This is a genomic window from Denitromonas halophila (assembly GCF_007625155.1).
GTDB classification, from domain to species: Bacteria; Pseudomonadota; Gammaproteobacteria; order Burkholderiales; family Rhodocyclaceae; genus Nitrogeniibacter; species Nitrogeniibacter halophilus.
The window spans coordinates 85097-105171 of sequence record NZ_VMNK01000019.1; the positions used below are offsets into that span (position 1 = coordinate 85097).

A 20075-nucleotide genomic window follows, 5' to 3' on the forward strand; every position below is an offset into this window, starting at 1 on the left:
CGCACCTTCACGGCGCCCACCGGCACTGCCTCTGCTTTTCACTTCGCGGCGGGCTGAAGTCCACATTCTGTCTCACCGGCGATGCACCTGCATCCCAGCCCCCACGATGCGCCAACCGGGAGAAGTACCGTGAGCCAAGGGGCCCTGACCTATCTGCGTCGCCAATATCTGTGCGTATTGCGCCGCTGTGCCTTCCTCAATGCCTTTTCGAGCTGGCTGTTGCTCGCCGCCCCGATGGCCATGGCGGGGCAACCCGGCATCGTCACCGACGGGCGGACGGCGACCACGCTGACCCAGGCGGGGGCGGTCACCGACATCACCACGGCCACGGTCAGAGGCAACAACGCCTTCAACTCCTTCTCGCGCTTCAACATCGGCTCGGGCCAGACGGTCAATCTGCACCTGCCCCAGCAAACCGCCAACCTGCTCAACCTGGTGCGCAACGAACGCAGCCAGATCGACGGGGTGATGAATGCCTACAAGGACGGGCGCATCGGCGGTAACGTGTTCTTCTTCAACCCGCACGGCATGGTCGTGGGCGCGCAAGGCCAGATCAACGTGGGCAGCCTCACCGTCGCCACACCGACACCGGCCTACATGGAACGGCTGATCGGCCCCGGCGGGGCGATTGACGACGCGGCGGTCGATCAGGCGCTGCGCGGCGAAATCCCGCTGTCCGAATCGGGCCTGATCACGGTCAAGGGCTCGGTCAAAGCCGCCCGCGCGGTGCAACTGGCCGCGGCCAATGTCAGCATCGACGGTGGCGCGCGCATCGAAGCCGGCGCCGCAGCGCATGCCGGCTTTGGCGCACTGGTCAATATCGACGGCCTCGAAGCCGGCGCGCAGATGCTGCAGGACGGCGACACCGTGCGCATCGTTGCCGCCGACGCCGTGAACATTGCCGGTGCCGTGTCGGCCGATGGCGCCAGCGGCGAAGCTGCCGGCCGCATCCGCATCGACGCCGGCGGCGACATCACCGTGGCCGACGGCGGCCGGGTGTCGGCCGACGGCCGTGGCGCCAATTCTGACGGCGGCAAGATCCGCGTCTGGGCCGAAGAGACGGCCACGCTGGCCACCGGCGGCGAGCTGTCGGCCCGCGGCGGCGAAGTCTCCGGCGACGGCGGCCATATCGAATTTTCGGCCACCGAAACCGTCAAGCTCGAAGGTGGCGCGCTCAAGGCCAATGCCACCGCCGGCAAACGCGGCGCGGTGCTGATCGACCCCAACAACATCGAGGTGGTCAGCGCCAACCAGCACACCGACGGCGCCGACTTCACCCTCATCGCCAACGACAAGATCACCGTCGGCAACAACATCACCATCTCCACCCGCGACATCGCCAACCCCACCACCGGCAACCACGCCACTGACGCCTCGCAAGGCGACTCGGGCGATCTCACCCTGCGCGCCGCCAACGTCGAGCTCAAAGCCGGCAGCCGCCTGCTCGCCCATGCCGACAGCGGCAGAACCGGCGGCGACGTCAAAGTCGAAGGCCGCAGCCTGGACGCCATCGGCGCCAACCGCGACGTCACCGCCAGCGTGTCGCTGACCGAAGCGACCGTCACCGGCAAGGACATCACCATCCGTTCGTCCGCCGAGACCTCGCTGGTGAACGAGCTGCTCGAAAACAACCCGGCTCTGACCGTGGCCGACGCCCAGCGCCAGATTGACCAGGAGCTGGACGACCCCATCGACGGCATCGGCGGCGCCTTCCTCAGCGTCACCACCAAAGCCACCGCCACCACCACGGTGCTCGGCAGCAAAGTCACTGGCAGCGGCAAGGTGACCATCAGCAGCCACGCCGGTGCGCGCTCGGGCTTCGAAAAAACCGCCACCGCCACCACCACCATCGGCGACAGCGGCGCGATCAAGAGCGAGATCCGTGGCAACACGATCGACATCACCTCGACCGCCACCACCTCGCTGGTCTACCAGATCCTCGGCACCGCCACCAAGTTGCTCGACCAAAGCTGGCTGCCCGACCCCGACGGTCCGCTGATCACCGCGCTGGACGACAACCTGTTCGACTTCAACTCGGTGCCGCTGGTGGCGCTGTCCACCGCCAAGGCGACCACACTGGTGGATGGCGCCACGCTGATCATCGGCACCGACACAGTCACCATCGGCGCCGACGCCGACTCGGCCGCCAAGCCGACCTTCAGCAGCCCCTTCCTGTTCTCGGCCGCCTGGGGCGAATCCACCGCCGAAGCGCGCGCCCGCGTGGTCGGCACAGCCAACGTCACCGCCACCAACGCGCTGACGGTGCAAGCCCACACCAACACCGAGATCGATGTCACCGCCACGGTCAATTCGATCAACAAGCCGGTCGACGCCACCTTTGTGCGTGCCAACACGAGCATCACCACGATTGCCGAGGTCGGTGACAGCACCACGACCACCGGCGGTTCGATCAGCGTCGACGCGCAGACCGAGGCCGAGATCAATGCCGCCGCCGACGCCAAGAACACCGGCGGCAGCGGCGTGGGCCTGTCGCTGGCGATCAGCGAGACCACCTCGACCACCACCGCCACGCTCGGCGGCACGGCCGAAGCCACCACCGGCGATGTCAGCGTCACCGCCAACGCCGACATCGAAGAAGGCAACTCGGCCAACGCCGCCACGCTGGGCAACCCGTCGTCGATCTCGGCCAAGATCACCAACTTCAAGGCCGGCATCCAGCGCAACGTGGTGGGCGGCATTCTCACCGCCACCGGCAAGATCAACCCGGCCACCGCCGACCGCCTCACCAGCTTCCTCTTCCCGGGCATCAAGGAAGGCAAGTTCAACGCCGCTGGCGCGGTGGCGTGGAGCACCGGCAACAACACCGCCACCGCCTCCATCGCACCGCTGGCCGACGTCAAAGCGGCGGGCGGCATCTCGGTCACCGCCAAGATCACCGACGACCCCAGCTCCAGCGCCGGCGCCAAGACCAGCTCCACCGGCTCGGCCGTGGGCGGCTCGGTGGCCTATGGCAGCTTTGTGAACACCGCCAATGCCTTCATCGGCAAGGGCGCCACGGTCGACGCCAAGGGCGCGCTGCGGGTCGACGCACAAACTCATGTGCCCTACCCGTGGCAGATCGACTGGGAAGATCCCGACGAGATCCTGAGCTTCCTGACCGGCGGCGTGCTGGACATGTTCCTCACCACCTATTCGATCAACTCCGCCAAGGGCAAGAGCGGCATCGGCCTGGCCGTGGGCGTGAACCTGTTCGACCTCGACAACAACGCCACCGCCTATATTGATGAAGGCGCGCAGATCAACACCCGCTACACCGCCATCCCCGGCCTGGCCACGCAGTCGGTCAAGGTCAGCGCCAAGAACGACATCAGCCTCACCGGCGCGGTCGGCATCCTGTCCAAGAAATTCCTCGGCACCAGCGGCGGCAAGGCCGCGCTTGGCGGCTCGGCCGGGCTGATCAGCATCGACACCAACGCCAGCGCCACCATTCGCGGCAACGCCAAAGTGAACAGCGCCAACGCGGTCGACGTGGACGCCACCAACATCCAGCGCGTGATCACCGTCACCGAGGCCGGCGGCAGCTCCGACGCGGTCGGAGTGGAAGGCGCGGTGTCGATCAACACCCTCACCAACACGTCCACGGCCGCCATCGACGACGACGCCACCGTGGCCGCCGGCGACGACATCACCGTCAATGCCAAGGGCGATCTGGAGAACATCTCCGTGGCCGGCGGCGTGGTCGCCACCAAGGGCCAGGTCGGCATCGGCTTCTCGGTGTCGGTGAACACCATCGTCTCCGACGTGGCCGCCTACATCGGCAATTTCGACCCGCTCGGCCTCGACCTCGTGCCGGCACTGGGCAACATCAGCACCACCGGCAAGGTGAATCTGGTCGCGGCGTCTGAAGTCTCGCAAGGCGCCTACTCGGTGGCCGGCGCACTGGCCACCGACAGCAAGGCCCAGACCGACATGCCCGCCGGCGCCAGCGATACGCAGGACGGCGGCGGCAGCGGCACGGCGAGCAAGTCCGGCAAGGGCAAGTTCGGCGTGGCGGTCTCGGCCGACGTATCCATCAACGACGTGACCGCCGACACCCAGGCCTATGTCTCCGATGGCGCGACGATCGCCGCCGCCACCGCGCTCGACCTCGACGCCACCAACACCCTCGCCCTGTCGGCCCTGTCCGGCGCGGTCACCATCTCCACCCAGCAAAGCGGCAACGCGCTGGCCGGCTCCTACGCGCAGAACTCGCTCGCCGGCACCACCGCCGCCTATGCCGACGACGCCACGCTCACGCTCAGCGGCCCGCTCACCGCCGACGCCAAGACCACCGGCACCATCGAGACGCTCTCCGCATCGATCGCCGGCACCAAGGGCAAGGTCGGCGTGGCCGGCTCGGTGTCGATCAACGCCATCGACAACAGCACCAAGACCTACCTCAGCAATGTGCTGCTCACCGGCGTGAGCACGGTCGGCCTCACCGCGCTGGATGATTCGACCATCCGCGCCATCGCCGGCGCCATCGCCTTCGGCGGCAAGGCCGGCATCGGCCTGTCCTTCAGCTGGAACCAGCTCGATAACGACACCGAGAGCTGGATCGCCAACAGCGACGTCGACGCCACCGGCCTGGTCAGCGTGGCCGCCACCACCGACAACAGCATCGACACCATCTCCGCCGCCATCGGCGCCAGCAAAGGCCCCATGGCCGGCGCCGCGGCGGTGACCATCAACACCATCGACAACAGCACCAAGACCTGGATTGCCGGCACCCGCGGCGGCGACGGCGTCGATAGCGCCGCCAACATCGCGCTGCAATCGACCGACAGCTCGCGCATCTTCGGCCTGGCCGGCGCGCTCGGCGCCACCACCGGCTCGGCCGGCGTGGGCGTCACCTTCGCCTGGAACGATGTCGACAACATTGTCGACGCCCGCCTCAAGAACAACGCCAACGCCGAATCCACGGCCGGCGACGTCACCGTCAAAGCCGATTCGAGCACCCACATCGAGGGCATCTCTGCCGCCGGCGGGGTGTCCGGCAAGGCCGGCGTGGCCGGCGCGGGCACGGTGGTGCAAGCGAAGAACACCGTCAAAGCCAGCATCGACGCCGGCTCGACGGCGATCGCCGACGGCAACATCCACGTCGGCGCCGCCGACGATGTCGACCTCTTCAGCCTCGCCGGCAACGTCGCCGGCGGCGGCAAGGCCGGCATCGGCGCCTCGGCCTCGGTGCTGATCACCGACAACACCGTGGAAGCGCGCATCGACGGCAGCGCCACCGGTCGCGGCAAGCGCGCCGCCATCGATGTGCCCACCGGCGACAAGAACAGCGCCGGCGCACTGCTGACCGAATCCACCCGCGGCGTGGCGGTCACCGCCACCTCGCATGAAGACATCGAAACCATCGCCGCCGGCGGCTCGGGCGGCGGCAGCGCTGGTGTGGCCGGCTCGGCCACGGTCACCGACCTGACCGAAACCACCACCGCCGCCATCGGCAGCGGCGCGAGCATCAACCCGCTCGACGACGGCAGCAGCACGCAGGACGTCACCGTGCGCGCCTCGGACGAAACCACCTTGCTCGGCGTGGCCGGCGCGGTGGCCTTTGGCGGCAGCGGCGGCGTGGGCGCGGGCGCCGACGTGGGCCTGATCGGCAAGACCACTACCGCCAGCGTGGCCGGCAACGTGAAAGCCAACGACACCGTCACCGTCGAGGCGCGCAGCGAAGAGGACATCACCTCGGTCGCCGCCTCGCTGTCGGCCGGCGGCTCGGCCGGCATCGCCGGTTCGGCCTCAGTCTATGTGGTCGACGTCACCACCAAGAGCGAGATCGCCGACGGCGCCATAGTGCACAGCGATGGCAACGTCGTCGTCTCGGCCGATGACGACAACGAGATCGACATGATCGCCGGCAACGGCGCCTTCGGCGGCAGCGCCGGCGTGGGTGCGTCGGCCGCGGTCGCAGTGCTCACCAAGACCGTCACCGCGCGCGTGGGCACCGGCGCCACGGTCGATGCGCTGGGCACCAAGGCCGGCGTGACCATCGCCAACGGCAGCTTCAACGCCGCCACCTACACCGCCAACGGCACCGACGAGGGCGAGATCAGCGCCCCGGCCGGCAACAACCCCGACGGCAGCGACAGCGCCGCCCTCACCGGCCAGCGCGTCGCCAGCCGTGGCACCACCACCGGCTTCCAGGGCCTGGCGGTGACCGCCACCAACAAGGACGACGTCGAAACCATCTCCGCCACCGGTGCCGCCGCCGGCTCCGCCGCGATCACCCTGGCCGGTGATGTGAACGTGATCACCACGACCACCACCGCCGAGATCGCCAACAACGCGCAGATCAACCAGAACACCGGCGCCGCCGCCGGCCAGTCGGTGCTGGTTGGCGCCGGCAACGACCACTACCAGATGGGCATCGCCGGTTCGGCCTCGGGCGCCGGCGCGGTCGGCATCGGTGCCGCCGCCGACGTGCTGGTGGCCAAGCACACCACCACGGCCAAAGTGGGCGACTCGGCCGATATCCGTGCCCGCAAGGACGTGTCCATCGAAGCCCACGGCCAGGAAGAGATCCTCTCCATCGCCGCCGGCCTCGGCGTGGGCGGCACGGTCGGCGTGGCCGGCTCCACCTCGGTGCTGTCGCTGACCAACGTCACCAGCGCCACCACCGGCACGGGTTCGGTCGTCGATGCCGACGGCAATGTGCGCATCATCGCCACCGACGACACCGAAACCGATGTGGTCGACGGCACACTCGCGGTCGGCCTCGGCGCGGCCGGCGTGGGCGGCGCGGTGGGCGTCACCCGTATCGAGAAAGACACCACCGCCGGTGTCGGCGCAGGCGCCACGGTCAATGCGCGCGGCAACAACACGGCCAGCATGCAGGCGCTGTCGGGCAACGACCTGACTGACCGCGACGCCATCACCGGCCTGATGGTCGAGGCCAACTCGTCCGAAGACCTGTTCTCGGTCGCGGCCAGCGGCGCGGGCGGCTTCTACGCCGGCGTATCGGGCGCGGTCACCGTCACCAGCGTCGATTCGGACACCACCGCCGTCATCGGCAACGGCGCACTCATCAACCAGGGCGTGACCAACGGCAGCAGCACCCAGGATGTGAACGTCAGCGCCAAGAACCACGCCAAACTCGACGCCTACACCGGCTCGCTCGCGGGCGGCGCGGTCGGCGCGGCCGGCGGCGTGGATGTGGGCACGGTCAAGAACGACACCACCGCCCTGATCGACAACAACGCGCAGGTCTCGGCCAGGCGTGATGTGGACGTCAATGCACTCACCAGCGCCGACATCGACTCGATCACCGTCAGCGCGGCTGGCGGCATCGGCGCGATTGCCGGTGGCATCTCGGTGTATTCGGTGGGCAGCGGGCTGGACGCCGAAGGGCGCAAGAAGCTCAAGTCCGACAGCGGCGACTTCGCCGATGTGAACAGCTACGCCGACGACCAGGCCAGCGACGGCAGCATCAACAGCCTGCTCGCCGGCTCGGACGATGCGCGCATCCGCGACGCCGGGTCGCAATCGCAAGCGGCACGTGCCGGGGTCAGCATCTCCGGCGATCTGGCCGGTGCCAACACCGACGGCACCACCGCCACCATCGGCGACGCCAACGTCACCACCACCACCGGCGCCATCGATGTCGATGCGCGTCAGGATGTGAACATCAAGGTGCTGGCCGGCGGTGCGTCGGTCGGCGGCGTCGGCCTGGGCGTCGGCGTCGGCGTGGTGGCGGTCAATGCCGGCACGGCGGCCGATGTGGCCGCGCTGGCCACGCTCAACAGCGGCGGCGCCATCTCGGCGCACGCCCACACCAAAACCGTGAGCGACCTGACCGGCTTTGCCGGCAGCTACGGCGGCATCGCCATCGATGCGGCACTGGCCTTCGTGACCGACAACAGCACCACCCGCGCCGCCATTGGCGACGGCGTGCAGATTGTGGACGCCACTGGCGTCAGCGTCTCGGCCAGCGACGATCGCAGCGCCGAGAGCGAAGCGGTCGGCGTCAGCGTCGGCGGCGCCGCTGCGGTCGGCGCTTCGGTCGCTACCGCCACCATCAACGGCGCAACCACCGCCAGTGCGGGCAACAACCTGCAGGTCGGCCAGTCGGTCGGCACGGTCGACAGCCTGAGCATCACCGCCAATTCGAGTACCACCGCGAAAGCCAAGACCATCGCCGGCAAGGCCGGCATCGGCCTGGCGGCCAGCGGCTCGGTGGCCACGGCAAACAACCTGCCGAGCGTCAGCGCGACGCTGGGCACCAACGGCCGGATTACCGTGGCCGACACGGTGACCGTCGGCGCCACCGGCACGACCCGCACCGACGCCAACGCGATCGGGGTCAATGTCTCGGCTGGCGTCGGCATCGGCGCCTCCCTCGCCACCGCCACCACCCACTCCGATGTGACCAGCCTGGTCGGCGCGAACTCGGTCATCACCGCCCGCGCGCTGAGTCTCGACGCCACGCGCAACACCTCGGGGCCGGGGACCACCGCCTACGCCACCGGCGCCGCGGGCGGCCTGCTGTTTGCCGGCTCCGTCACCAAGGCCGAGGCCGAGTCGCTCGGCACCACCACCGCTCAGGTTGGCGACGGCAGCACCCTCGACATCGCCGACACCGTGCATGTCGGCGCCACGCAATCAACCCGCCAGCGCGCCGACACCACCGGCATCACCGGCGGGGCAATTGCTGCGGGCGGAACGGCGTCCTGGGCCCACTCGAACAACACCACCCGCGCCATCGTGGGTGACAGCGTGAGCATCTCGCACGCTGGCGCCGCCGCAGATGCCGTCGACGTCACCGCCAACGGCAACGACGACAACCGCGCCAGCACGGTCGCCGGCAGCGGCGGTCTGGGTTCGCTGGTGGCCGCCAACGCCACCACCGACACCACGACTCACACCACGGCAGCACTTGGCACGGCCGCGGGCGGCACGGGCCAGATCAAGGCCACGCGCGTCGATGTGAGCGCCACCCAGACGGCCCGGATCGATGCCGAGGCCGACTCCACCAACGCCTCGGCGGTCGGCTACTCGGGCGCGAAAGCGACCAACACGGCAGACACCCACACCAACGCCACCATCGGCCGCAACCTCAACGTGCAGACCGAGGCGCTGCGCGTCACCGCCAGCAACACCATCACCAAGCCCAGCGCGGGCTATCAGGTCGATGCCGGTGCGGGCGGACTGCTCAACGGCTCGGCGGCCAGCAGCCGCAGCACCCTCCGCAACCGGGCCAGCGTCGATATCAGCGACGGCGCCACGATCACCATCGAAAACGGCACCGACACCGGCGGCGTGCTCAATGTGGCGGCGCTCAACACGGTCAATGCGCACGACTCCGTCCGCCTCGACTCGGGCGGTGCCATCGCCATCGCCCGCAGCGAGTCGACGATCAACAACGAGCTCAACGACGGCACCGTCCGCATCGGCAGCGCGACGATTGTGAGCGACGGCGAGATCAACGTGTCAGCCCGCACCGACGCCGACGTGAATGCCGAAACCCGCTCCAAGACCTACGGTGTCGCCGGCGCCGCCGAGGGACGCAGCCGCGCCTATGTGAAGGCCGACAACACGGTGAATGTCGCCACCGGCGCCAACATCCAGGCCGAGCACGATGTGCACCTGATGGCCGGCACCGACCGCAGCACCGGCAACCAGCTCAACGCCGATGCCGACACCCGCCTGTGGAACCGCACCGCGCTGCCGATCGAAAACGACCCGCAGGCGCATGGCGAGATCAACCAGCACAACAGCATCAATGTCGCCACCGGCGCCAAGGTGCGCTCGGTGCGCAGCGTGCATCTGACCGCCAGCGAAGGCACCCACACCGTTCGCGGTTTTGGTGAAGGCACCGACGCCTACCGCGAGGTCTTGTCGGCCATCGGCGAGTTCTTTGGCGCCGATACCTCCTCGCTCAAGATCCGCGCCGGCACCACCGCCGACAACAGCAACAATCCGTTCAACCCGGGCTCGGCGGTGAATGTCGATGGCGTGGTCGAGGCGGGCATCTGGCATCACCAGTTCCTCACCTTCAATGCCGACGACACGGCCGTGACCTCCGAGCAGGTGAGCTACACCCTGCGCGACAACGTGCTGCTGTCGGATCTGCTGTCGGCCGAGATCACCGCGCTGCGCAACCGCGCCATTGCGGTGCGCAATGCAGCCACCGACTACGAAGGCGAAGTCAGCGCCGCCGATTACGCGCTGGCGCTCGACAACGACGCCGACATCCTCGAGGCGCAGCTGGCCGCGCTGGGGGCAAACACGCGGGTCGGCTTCCTGGACGTCAATCCCATCCTCGCCACCACCGGCAATGTGGCTGTCACCGGCGACGCGATGACCGGCGGCGGCAGTCTGACCGCGCCGGGCGACGTACGCATCGACGTCGAAAACCGGTCGACGCGCTTCATGACCACCAGCGCCCTGACCATTCCGGACGACGATGGCGGCAAGGTCTTGTTCAATGGCCGCAGCGTGTCCTCGGCCACTGACATCAACGCCCGCAACGCACTGGGCAAGACCACCGGCGTGGCGGTCACCAGCGCGCTCAACACCGCCAAGCCGGTGATCCGGATCGAGAACACCAATGACACCGACGTGACGCCGAACGGCGCCGCCCAGCTGTGGATCTTTGGCGACATCACCAACCTGCGCGGGCTGGCCCAGGCCAAGAGCCACGGCACCATTCGCTCCTCGGCCAAGATCAACGCCGAAACGGTGGACATCGCCACCGGCGGCGACTTCATCCAGACCTACACGCCGGGCTTCACCCACCAGGGCGGCAACCCGATCAGCCAGCTGGGCACCCTGCCGGACAACCGAGAGAACGCCGCCATCGCCCTGGGCGGCTCGGACAGCGCCGACAGCGCCGCCGGCGACTACAGCACCAACAGCACGCCGCATCTGTGCACCGGCGACCGGTGCAGCACCACGATCGCCGGCAACAATGTGTACATCAGCGGCGAGAAGCTCAACATCAACGGCCTGATCCAGGCCGGCCTGCCCGATCGCGGCATCAACATCACCAACGGCCTGGTCAGCGCCAAGGCCGGCGCCATCGCCACCGCCAAGGCCGCGTATCTGGCCAACCCGGACACGGCGCCGCAGTATCTCGACCTCAACGCCCCGGACCCGGCGAGCAGCGACATCAAGGTGCGCTACGACCTGGCCAACGACCGCCTCGAACTGAACAACGTGCGCATGGGCGGCGGCCACATGGAGCTGTTCGGCAACATCTTCTCCACCGGCAACGGGCAGTTGAAGGTGCTCGACGGCTACGGCCGCATCACGGTCAACAACACCAGCAACTACGACGTGGTGCTCAACCGCCTCGACACCGGCCCCGGCGTCGAAGGCACGATCAAGATCACCGACCTGGCCAAGCGGGTGATCATCCCGGGCAGCGCCGACATGAGCGGCACCACCAACGCCGGCGTGCCACTGGTGACCCTGATCAGCCGCCTCGGCGATGCCGTGGTGGTCAAGGACAGCCGAACCACCGATGCCGACGGCAACCCGACCTACCAGGTGTCGAGCACCACCGGCCGCAGCGGCTACTACGACCCGGTGGCCAACCGCCGCTTCAACTGGATCAACGGCCGCAAGCAACAATGGACCGAAGACCGGATCTACACCAAGAAGATCCTGCTCGGTGCCGACTGGGCCTGGGCCGACACCGACGACCCGGACAAGATCACCCCGGGGACGCCCGTCTATACCGACCGCCTGACCGGCGACTGGCTGTCGATTGGCGGTGGCTCCGACCAGTACAAGATGAACTACACCCAATCGACCACCGGCAAGGTCAAGACCGCCGGCCCGACCGAAAGCAACCGGGTGTGCATCGGCTTCTGCGACGTGGCCATCTACGAGCAGGTGACCCTCACCACCACCTACAAGTGGACGGTGTACGAGTACTTCAACCACAGCCTCAACGCGTCGAACCGCATCGACATCAACTTCACCGGCTACGACACCTCCAACGTCACGGTCAATTCGACCACCGGGCAGGTGCTGTTCAACGGCCTGGTGCGCAGCGTGGCCGGCGATACGCTGATCAACGCCGGTGGCGGCATGGCCAGCCTCTCTGACGCGGGCTACATCGTCGGCAGCAACGTCATCCTCAACAGCGCCAACGGCGCGGTCGGCACCGCTGCCCAGCCGGTGCGGGTCGACCTCACCGACGCCGCGCTCGGCGGCACCGACGGCCAGATCTGGATCAACGGCCACAGCGGCGCCAACGTGATGGAAATCGGCGGCGACCTGCGCGTGGCCGCGGCCAGCTCGGCCACCGGCGCCGTCTCGCTGTCCGCCGACCGCCACCTGCTGACCACCACACCGACGGTGACCATCAGCGGCTACGGCGTCAATCTGGTCAGCGAAAGCGGCGACATCGCCAACAGCGGCGCACCGATCCGCATCGACAACCTCGGTGACGGCGTGGTCTCCGCACTGGCCAACGGCGACATCGTGCTGGTCGAGACGGCCGGCGACCTGCGCGCCGGCAAGATCGAATCGCAAACCGGTGACGTGACGCTGGATGTGCCGACCGGCAACCTGGTCGACGCCAACACCATCGAACAGGCGGACGACAAGACCGCCGCCGAACTGCTCTCGCTGTGGGACAGCATGCGTCTGCGTGGCGACCCGGCCAAGGCCGCGGCCGACGAGACCGTGGCCAACTTCGAAGCCGGCGTCAAGAACGACTACCGCGCCTATTGGGACATGCGCAAGGTGCGCAACGAGAACGGCACCTGGGTGGCTGACGCCTACAACCCCGGCTTCACCTTCAAACTCGACACCGGCACCGCCAGCGCACTCAAGACCGCCAACGGCTGGAACGACGCCGACATCAAGACCTACGAAGCCGAGCAGACCGCCTTCTACCATGACAGCCATGCCCGCTTTGGCGGCAGCCCGTTCAACCCGGGCTTCACCTACACCGCCAGCACCACTGAAGAATCGGACCTGCGCGACGGTGCGGTGTGGACCGACCAGCAACTGAAGACGGCGCTGAGCGCCGGCCTGTTCCGCCCGGTGACCGACACCGAAATCACGATCGAGCAAGCCAACGTGATCGGCCGTAACGTGGCGCTCAACGTGGCCGGCAGCATTGGTCAAAGCGTCGGCGACTTCGTCATTGCCCGCGGCACCAACCCGGACACGCTGACCGATGAAGAGAAGCTCGCCCTGCTCACCGCCGAGGCGCGCGACTTCACGCTCACCGACAGCGAGATCCGCATCCGCCGCCAGGACGATGTCGACATCACCGCCAGCACCGGCCTGACCGCCATCGCCGGCGACAAGATCCTGCTCGGCAGCGAAGCGCCGGTGGTCATCTCGCAGGTGCGCTCGCCGGGCGATGTGCGCATCAAGTCGTCCGACGGCATCAGCAGCATCGCGCCGGCCGGCACGGCGGCGATCGTCGCCACCGACATGGTTCTCGAGGGCGGTCAGGGCGGCATCGGCAGCGCACTGGCGCCAATCGTGGTCGATCTGGCCGACGGCGCCTTGTTCGATGCCCGCGCGCGCGGTGACATCTTCATCACCGAGCTGAGCGGCGACATGGACGTCGGCACCGTGTATAGCCAGCAGGACGTCACCCTGTCCGCGCCGGGGGCCATCCTCGATGCCGGACACGACACCAAGCTCAACATCCAGGGGCACAACGTCAATCTGTCCGCCGGCACCACCATCGGCATCCCGGCCGACGCCAACGGCGCGCTGGAGGTCAATGTCGCCCGCGACGGCGTGCTCAACGCCATGGCCCCGCTGGGCATCTATCTGGCCAGCGTCGGCGTGCCGGGCCGCATCGGCGACATCACCACCAACGGCCCCTTCGCCTTCTTTGCCAACGCCGGCAGTCTGGACGTCGAAGGCACGGTCAAGGCCGGCTCGGTCACGCTCGGCGCCGACGATGATGTCACCCTGGGCGCGGCCGCCAGCATTGCCGCCGCCACCACCGTGCGCATCGACGCCGGCAGCGACGGCTCCGGCAGCGTGCTGTCCGAATCCGCCGTCACCCCGGCCATCTCGGCCGGCACCTCGGTCGTCATGACCGCGCCCGACAGCGTGGGCGGGCCGACCCCGATCTCGGTCACCACGCCGCAGCTCATCGTGTCCGCCGACCAGATCGACGTAACCGCCTCGGCCCCCGACGCCAGCACACCCTTGACCGTCAGCGCCTTCGGCTACCGCGGCCTGCCGGCCAGCGACGTCAAACTGGTGCTCGACAGCGGCACCGCCATCACCATCGACACGCTCAAGGCCACCACCAGCAACGTCACCGCCACCACGCCCTTGTTCACGGTGCTCGACGGCCAGCTGGGCGACTATGCCGCCTTCTACACGCCGGCCTTCGCGATCCGCGTCGATCATCACGACCGCCGCTTCCAGCCCGGCTTCGATGTGCGCGCCTTTACCCTGAGCGGCTTGTACGACATGGTGGTCACGCCGCAGTCGGCCCTGATCGGCGCCTACATCATCACCAAGAACCCGCGTAAGGTGGTGTTCAGCAATCCGGGCGGCGTGGCCGACCTGCGCAGCCGCGGCCAGCTCAACGCGCTGGATCATCAATCGAAAAACGACAAGAGCAACCGCGTTGCCGCCGGCGCTGCCGAAAACTACGCCACCGCCGCCGGTGGCCTGGTGTTCGTCGATCCGGATCTATTCGACTGCGGCGAACCGGGCGAGGCAAACGCGTGCGAAGACCTTTGAGGATGGGGAGACAATCAATGCAGGGAACGATCACGCGGCAAGCCGCTGGGCTGGGGCTGATGCTGGCCACGTCGCTGGCCATGGCGCAACAGCCGGGCACGGCAGAATCGCCGGGCGCCATCCAGCAGCAACAGCAACAGGAGATCGAGCGGCGACTGCGTGACGAGCGCATCCAGCAACGCCCCGTGGCCCCCGAAATCTCGGTGCCGCAAGGCGGGCCGGCGACGCCGGCCAGCACCGCCAAGACCATCCGCGTCGAACAGATCCTCATCGACCGCTCCGAGATCCTCACCCAGGGCCAGATCGACGCCATCATCAACCCGCTCGAAGGCCAGACCGTCAGCCTCGCCGACCTGCAGCAGGCCATCGACGCGCTCAACGCGCTCTACACTGCCGCCGGCCAGGCCACCGCGCGCGCCATCCTGCCGCCGCAAACCATCAAGGACGGCCTGGTGCGCTTCCGCCTGGTCGAAGCCCGCGTGGGCGAAGTGCGCGTGGGCGGCGCAGAAGCCATCGACCCCGCCTTCATCACCGACCGCGTCGCGCTCGAAGCCGACGAACTGCTCTCCGTGCCCGTGCTCGAATCCGCGCTGGTGCGCTTCAACCGCCTGCACAGCACCCAGCTGCGCGCCGGTGTGGTGGCCGGCAGCAAGTTCGGCACCACCGATGTCGAAATCACCGCCGTGGAGCCGCCGCGCACCAAGTTCTCGGTGTTCTTCGACAACGCCGGCCGCGACACCGTGGGCGAAACCCGCGGCGGCTTCAACGCCCGCTTCGCCAACCTGATGGGCCGCAGCGACACCCTGCAGTTCCTCGCCACCCGCACCGAAGGCTCCGAAAACTACGCGCTGTCCTACTCGGTGCCGCTCGACTGGCACGACCTGCGCCTCGACCTCTCGGCCAGCAAGGGCAACATCAGCATCGTCGACGGCCCCTTCGAGCCGCTCGACATCACCGGCAGCTCCAGCGACTTCACCGCCGGGCTCACCTACCCGCTCATCGTCACGCTCGAAGACATGTGGTCGATCTACGGCCGCCTCTCGGCCCGCGAATCGTCCAGCGCCTTCGGCGGCCTGGAGCAAGAAAAACTCAACCTGCGCGTGTTCACCGCCGGCATCTCCAGCGAACACCAGAGCGACGACACCGCCTGGTATGTCGACCACTCGCTCGCCTCCGGCATCACCGCGCTGGGCGGCGAGCAAGGCTTCCTCTACTACCGCGGCAGCGCCACCCGTTTCGACCGCCTCTCCGAACGCTTCCAGCTCCTGCTGCGCGGCGGCCTGCAACTGTCCGACACCCGCTTCCTGCCCGCCAGCGAACTATTCCAGATCGGCGGCGCCTACACCGTGCGCGGCTTCTCCGAAGGCCTGCTCTCCGGTCGCAACGGCTACTTCGTTTCCGCTGAACTGCGCATCGGCCGCACCCTCGAGGAATACCAGGCCGCCGACCCCGACGGCCCGACCCTGCACGGTATCGTCTTCATCGACCACGGCGGTGCGCTGCCTTACCGGCCGGGCAACCTCAAGGAAAGTACCCACGACGACTACCTCACCAGCGTCGGCGCCGGGGTGTTGTTCGACTTCTCCGAACGCGTCACCGGGCGGATCGTCATTGGCCAGCCGCTACGGGGGAATCCGGCGGAGTTGCACGACAAGAGGCCCCGGGCGCATGTGTCGCTCAATATTGCGTTGAATTGAGCGTGGCGGCGGTCGCCGCCCGCAAAGCCCGGATCGCCGGCACCTCGAACCGCCGTGCTGGTTCAACCGGCAGTGCACCTGTCGCAGGTTCGTTGGCCGGGTCTCGCCCCGGCGGGCGACCTACTTTCTTGCTCGTGCAAGAAAGCTAGGCAAAGAAGCACGGCCCGCTTTCGCGCCCCCTACGGGGGTCCCCGCCCTCCGGACGCACCGGGCGGGGTGCTTCGCAAACTCGCCCTTCGGGCTCAAACAGCGAAGCCCCTTTTTCCGCCCGCCGTGTCCTGCGGTTGGCGCGGCAGAGGGCGGGTCGGCCGTGCCTCATGAGACAGGTGCATCGGCGATTCTTCAGGCATATAATTCTTCGCCATGGCTTGGGCCGGTACGCATCTTCTTGATGCGAAGTGATCCGACACTCTCCAGTGTTGGATTTGAAGACCTAACCCCATTTGGCATTCGTCTACTCACCATTCCGTCTACTACAGCTGTTGGGCGTCAATCTACGCGGGGCATCGACGGTGCAAGTAACAGACAAGGCATATCAGGAACATCGCGTATTCGCTGAACTCCAGCAATACATGAAGTTCTATGAGCAACTGGCCATGTCCGTATTCTCATTCGCCACGATGGGTACCAAGGCCATCTGCAATATCGACACCTACGTATACTCCTCAATGCAGGGTACGGTTGAGTCAATGAGAACGATCCTACTAGCGGGACGCATCAACGACGCATACGCGTTGCTGCGAAAGTACCATGACTCAGCGGTAATCAATGTCTACTCGAATCTGTACCTCCACGACAATTTCAGTATCGAAAACTTCTTTGTCGAGAAAATAAACAACTGGCTCCAGGGAACGGAAAAGCTACCAGAGTACCGAGTGATGTCGCAATACATCAAAGCGTCGGGAGCGCTCAAACCGATCAATGATGTGTTCGCTGGTGATGACAGATACAAGCGCCTTCGCGGCAGATGCAACGATCACACGCATTACAACTTCTATCGCCATGCGATGCTAAATGACAACGAAGTTCACACAGAGAATCGCGGGTGGTGGCTTAATCGTTTTGCTGACGACGCGCGCGACATATTCATCCTGCACCTCGGATACATCTTCTTCTTGAACAACCATTACATGATGTCCAGTGCTCATATGGATTCACTTGAGTGCGGCATGCAGCCGGAAGAAGATTCACAGTATTGGGTCGCTCCGTTTATCCAAGAGGTATTCGACGTAGTCATTACGCCGAGACGCCCGGATGTTACGGCTACGATCAAGTCAAATTCCGCTATGCAACTCTCATGAACCGATTGATGCCCAACCCTTCGGTCAACCGGACCTGCGCGAAAAGCCGGGCAGGCCGGTTACCTGCACGGTGGGGCCTACAAGAAGGATTGCAGCATGGTTGACCCTGCCGGAGTTTTTGCATCTGCCTATGATCTTAAATTCAGAGCACTCACAAAAGGGTTTTCTCATGCCGAGGTTCCGCTGTTTCAAGAGATGCACAAAGCCTTAGTCGGGCTAAGTGGAAAATTTGATGTCGAGGAATATCACGGCACAGCGCATCAAGTAGAGTTCATTGGCAATGGCTCATTTGCGAGGACGAACGCACGCTGTGAATTGAGCGATTTGATGATCGTGACTTTTTCCTCGGTCACGAAGTCCGCTCGGCTAACCTATCTACAGGCAAAGTCGGAAAGGGCTACTTTGCCTTCTGTTTGCGGTCGGCAGTTTTCAGCGAATCTAGAGCAGTGGTTTCTGCTTGGAAAACGCCCTCAAATTACTGGCGTTGGCAAATTCAGTCCTCCGCCAGATTTATTGGCTAGCGCACTTCTTCCGTCAATCGGTTCGTTCGCATTTTTTTACAAAGATCTAGCCGGGGACTTTCAGACCTACTATGCCGCAGCCAACTTCTTAACACCACCGAAAATCTACTCTCAACGGTATGGAAAACTTCGGGCCACCGGGCCCTGCCATGTCCGTACCACTGCAACACACCCCGAGTGTTATGCTGCATGCGGCAACCGTTCCTTTGCAGAAAGCCTCTTCCGCTTAGAAATCGGAACTCCGATTGATAGTTCGATCAGTCAAGCCATCGCAACCAGAAACTGGCTTGCTGCAAACCTAAGAGCAAGAATCAGAACTGCTCAGCAAGAAAATGCTCCATCGGGTCTGGCCCAAGAACTACTTGGACTGCTTGCTCCGGATGGCAATGAAGTGGGCAACGGCTCCTTTGGAGCTAAGCAGCTTATTCTTATCAAGTCAAACGTGGAGCCCAACCCATCAATCGACCGGACGTCGCGCGATAAGCCCGCACAGCGCCGGTGATTTCAAACGTTGGGTAATGGAGGCCGAGTGGACAGATTCGGACAAGGAGATTCTTTGATGCCTCGAATCGTATCGCCTTCCGCGGCCGAGAGTTTTCTCTTTGCTGCACAAGGTCTATTCGATGGAGCAGAAGCGTTAGAAGCTCCTTCTTCTCGCCAGCCACTCGCATGCGCATTTCTCTCAGCGCAGGCCTTGGAATGCACCCTAAAGGCTTTTCTTTCGCATTCTGGTATGGATCAGCGTCAACTCAAGTCGATTGGTCACAATCTCGAAAAACTGTGGACTCAGGCCGCATCAGCCGGTCTTGTCGTCTCTGAACACCCTCCGCATTGGTGTTCCATGCTGAACAGCGCTCACGACAAGCCGTATTATTATCGATACCCAATGGGCCTCAATGGAATGGTTTTCCCCCCGCTTGGCAGCGTGATTTCTGGTTTGAAGAACGTTCTGATTCAGGTCAATACTGTAGTACGAGGAGAAGCCTAGTTGAAACTACTCTGGCCCAACCAGTGCTTGCAGCCGACCGTCAAAACGCTGCGCATTTTGCAGGCGGCCGATCTAATTCGTTGGGTCTCATGAACGGTGTCTATTCCATTAACAGCCCGCGGCGGTTGTTTGAGAGGCTGGTTCGCAGCTTCACGGCATTTTGCGAATTGCCATCGGAAGATGGAATCTTGGACGTCATCTTTCCGCTTTACCATCTGCGCGAATGGATATGTCCTGGCGGCTTTGCCTCATACAAGAACAAACCAGAGGATGCCCGAACCAAGGAAGAACTTCTCCACGCACATCTCCATGCAATGCCCGAATACGAAGTCGTCCGCTCCCTTTGCAATGCCGTCAAACATTACAACGCTGAGACGCTTTCCGACAGAACCGATGTATTAGAAGGCTTCCGTGCCGGCCTGGGTAGAGTCGGCGACTCTCTTGGAGTAACGCACTTCATGGTTGACGGGCGAGAGATTCGAGACCTTTTTTGGCCAATTTATGAAGTGTATTTCGGTTACTTCCATGAGGCCCAACCCGGCAACCAACCGGACGCTGCGCGATAAAGCCTCGCAGCTCCGGGGTCAGGTCTAGATTAGTAGCATTCCAAAGGCCCAGCGGCGACCGGCGCGTACAGCTACCAACCGATCGCCGAGCACTTCGGCGTGCACTTCACTACCGTTGGCCGGACAGTGCGCGCAGCCAGAGGGCGTGGCGCGCATTGATGCTATTAAGCTAGACCTGACCCTTTCCGCTCCTGCTTTCCGCTCCTGCTTTCCGCTCCTGCTTTCCGCTCCTGCTTTCCGCTCCTGCTTTCCGCTCCTGCTTTCCGCTCCTGCTTTCCGCTCCTGCTTTCCGCTCCTGCTTTCCGCTCCTGCTTTCC

The 20075-nt window shown here is 65.5% G+C and carries 6 protein-coding genes; all 6 read left to right on the plus strand.

All coding sequences use genetic code 11. The features are described from left to right. Window positions 1-129: 129 nt before the first annotated feature. The 6 genes from FHP91_RS19485 to FHP91_RS19510 all read left to right on the plus strand — a co-directional run bounded on the left by FHP91_RS19485 (window position 130) and on the right by FHP91_RS19510 (window position 19758). Entirely contained in the window at window positions 130-14685 is a 14556-nt protein-coding gene (locus FHP91_RS19485) for a leukotoxin LktA family filamentous adhesin (RefSeq protein ID WP_186301646.1), read from the plus strand. 17 nt (window positions 14686-14702) lie between these two features. Continuing rightward, window positions 14703-16382: a ShlB/FhaC/HecB family hemolysin secretion/activation protein gene (locus tag FHP91_RS19490; protein WP_186301647.1), complete on the plus strand. Its 1680-nt coding sequence runs from the start codon at window positions 14703-14705 to the stop codon at window positions 16380-16382. A gap of 443 nt (window positions 16383-16825) precedes the next feature. Continuing rightward, window positions 16826-17683, plus strand: a complete 858-nt coding sequence (locus tag FHP91_RS19495; RefSeq protein WP_222105261.1) for a hypothetical protein — start codon at window positions 16826-16828, stop codon at window positions 17681-17683. A gap of 96 nt (window positions 17684-17779) precedes the next feature. Continuing rightward, window positions 17780-18706, plus strand: coding sequence for a hypothetical protein (locus FHP91_RS19500; protein ID WP_144311168.1), 927 nt, complete (start codon window positions 17780-17782; stop codon window positions 18704-18706). Between the two features lie 57 nt (window positions 18707-18763). Beyond that, a complete protein-coding gene (locus FHP91_RS19505; protein WP_144311169.1) occupies window positions 18764-19192 on the plus strand; it encodes a hypothetical protein in 429 nt (142 codons plus the stop codon). Window positions 19193-19281: 89 nt separating this feature from the next. Continuing rightward, window positions 19282-19758: a hypothetical protein gene (locus FHP91_RS19510; protein ID WP_144311170.1), complete on the plus strand. Its 477-nt coding sequence runs from the start codon at window positions 19282-19284 to the stop codon at window positions 19756-19758. Window positions 19759-20075 lie beyond the last annotated feature (317 nt).

What these genes read in the sequence shown, in the direction of transcription:
- FHP91_RS19490 (WP_186301647.1), top strand. Translation starts at nt 14,703, where the DNA reads ATGCAGGGAACGATCACGCGGCAAGCCGCTGGGCTGGGGCTGATGCTG.
- FHP91_RS19500 (WP_144311168.1), top strand. Translation starts at nt 17,780, where the DNA reads ATGGTTGACCCTGCCGGAGTTTTTGCATCTGCCTATGATCTTAAATTC.
- FHP91_RS19505 (WP_144311169.1), top strand. Translation starts at nt 18,764, where the DNA reads ATGCCTCGAATCGTATCGCCTTCCGCGGCCGAGAGTTTTCTCTTTGCT.
- FHP91_RS19510 (WP_144311170.1), top strand. Translation starts at nt 19,282, where the DNA reads ATGAACGGTGTCTATTCCATTAACAGCCCGCGGCGGTTGTTTGAGAGG.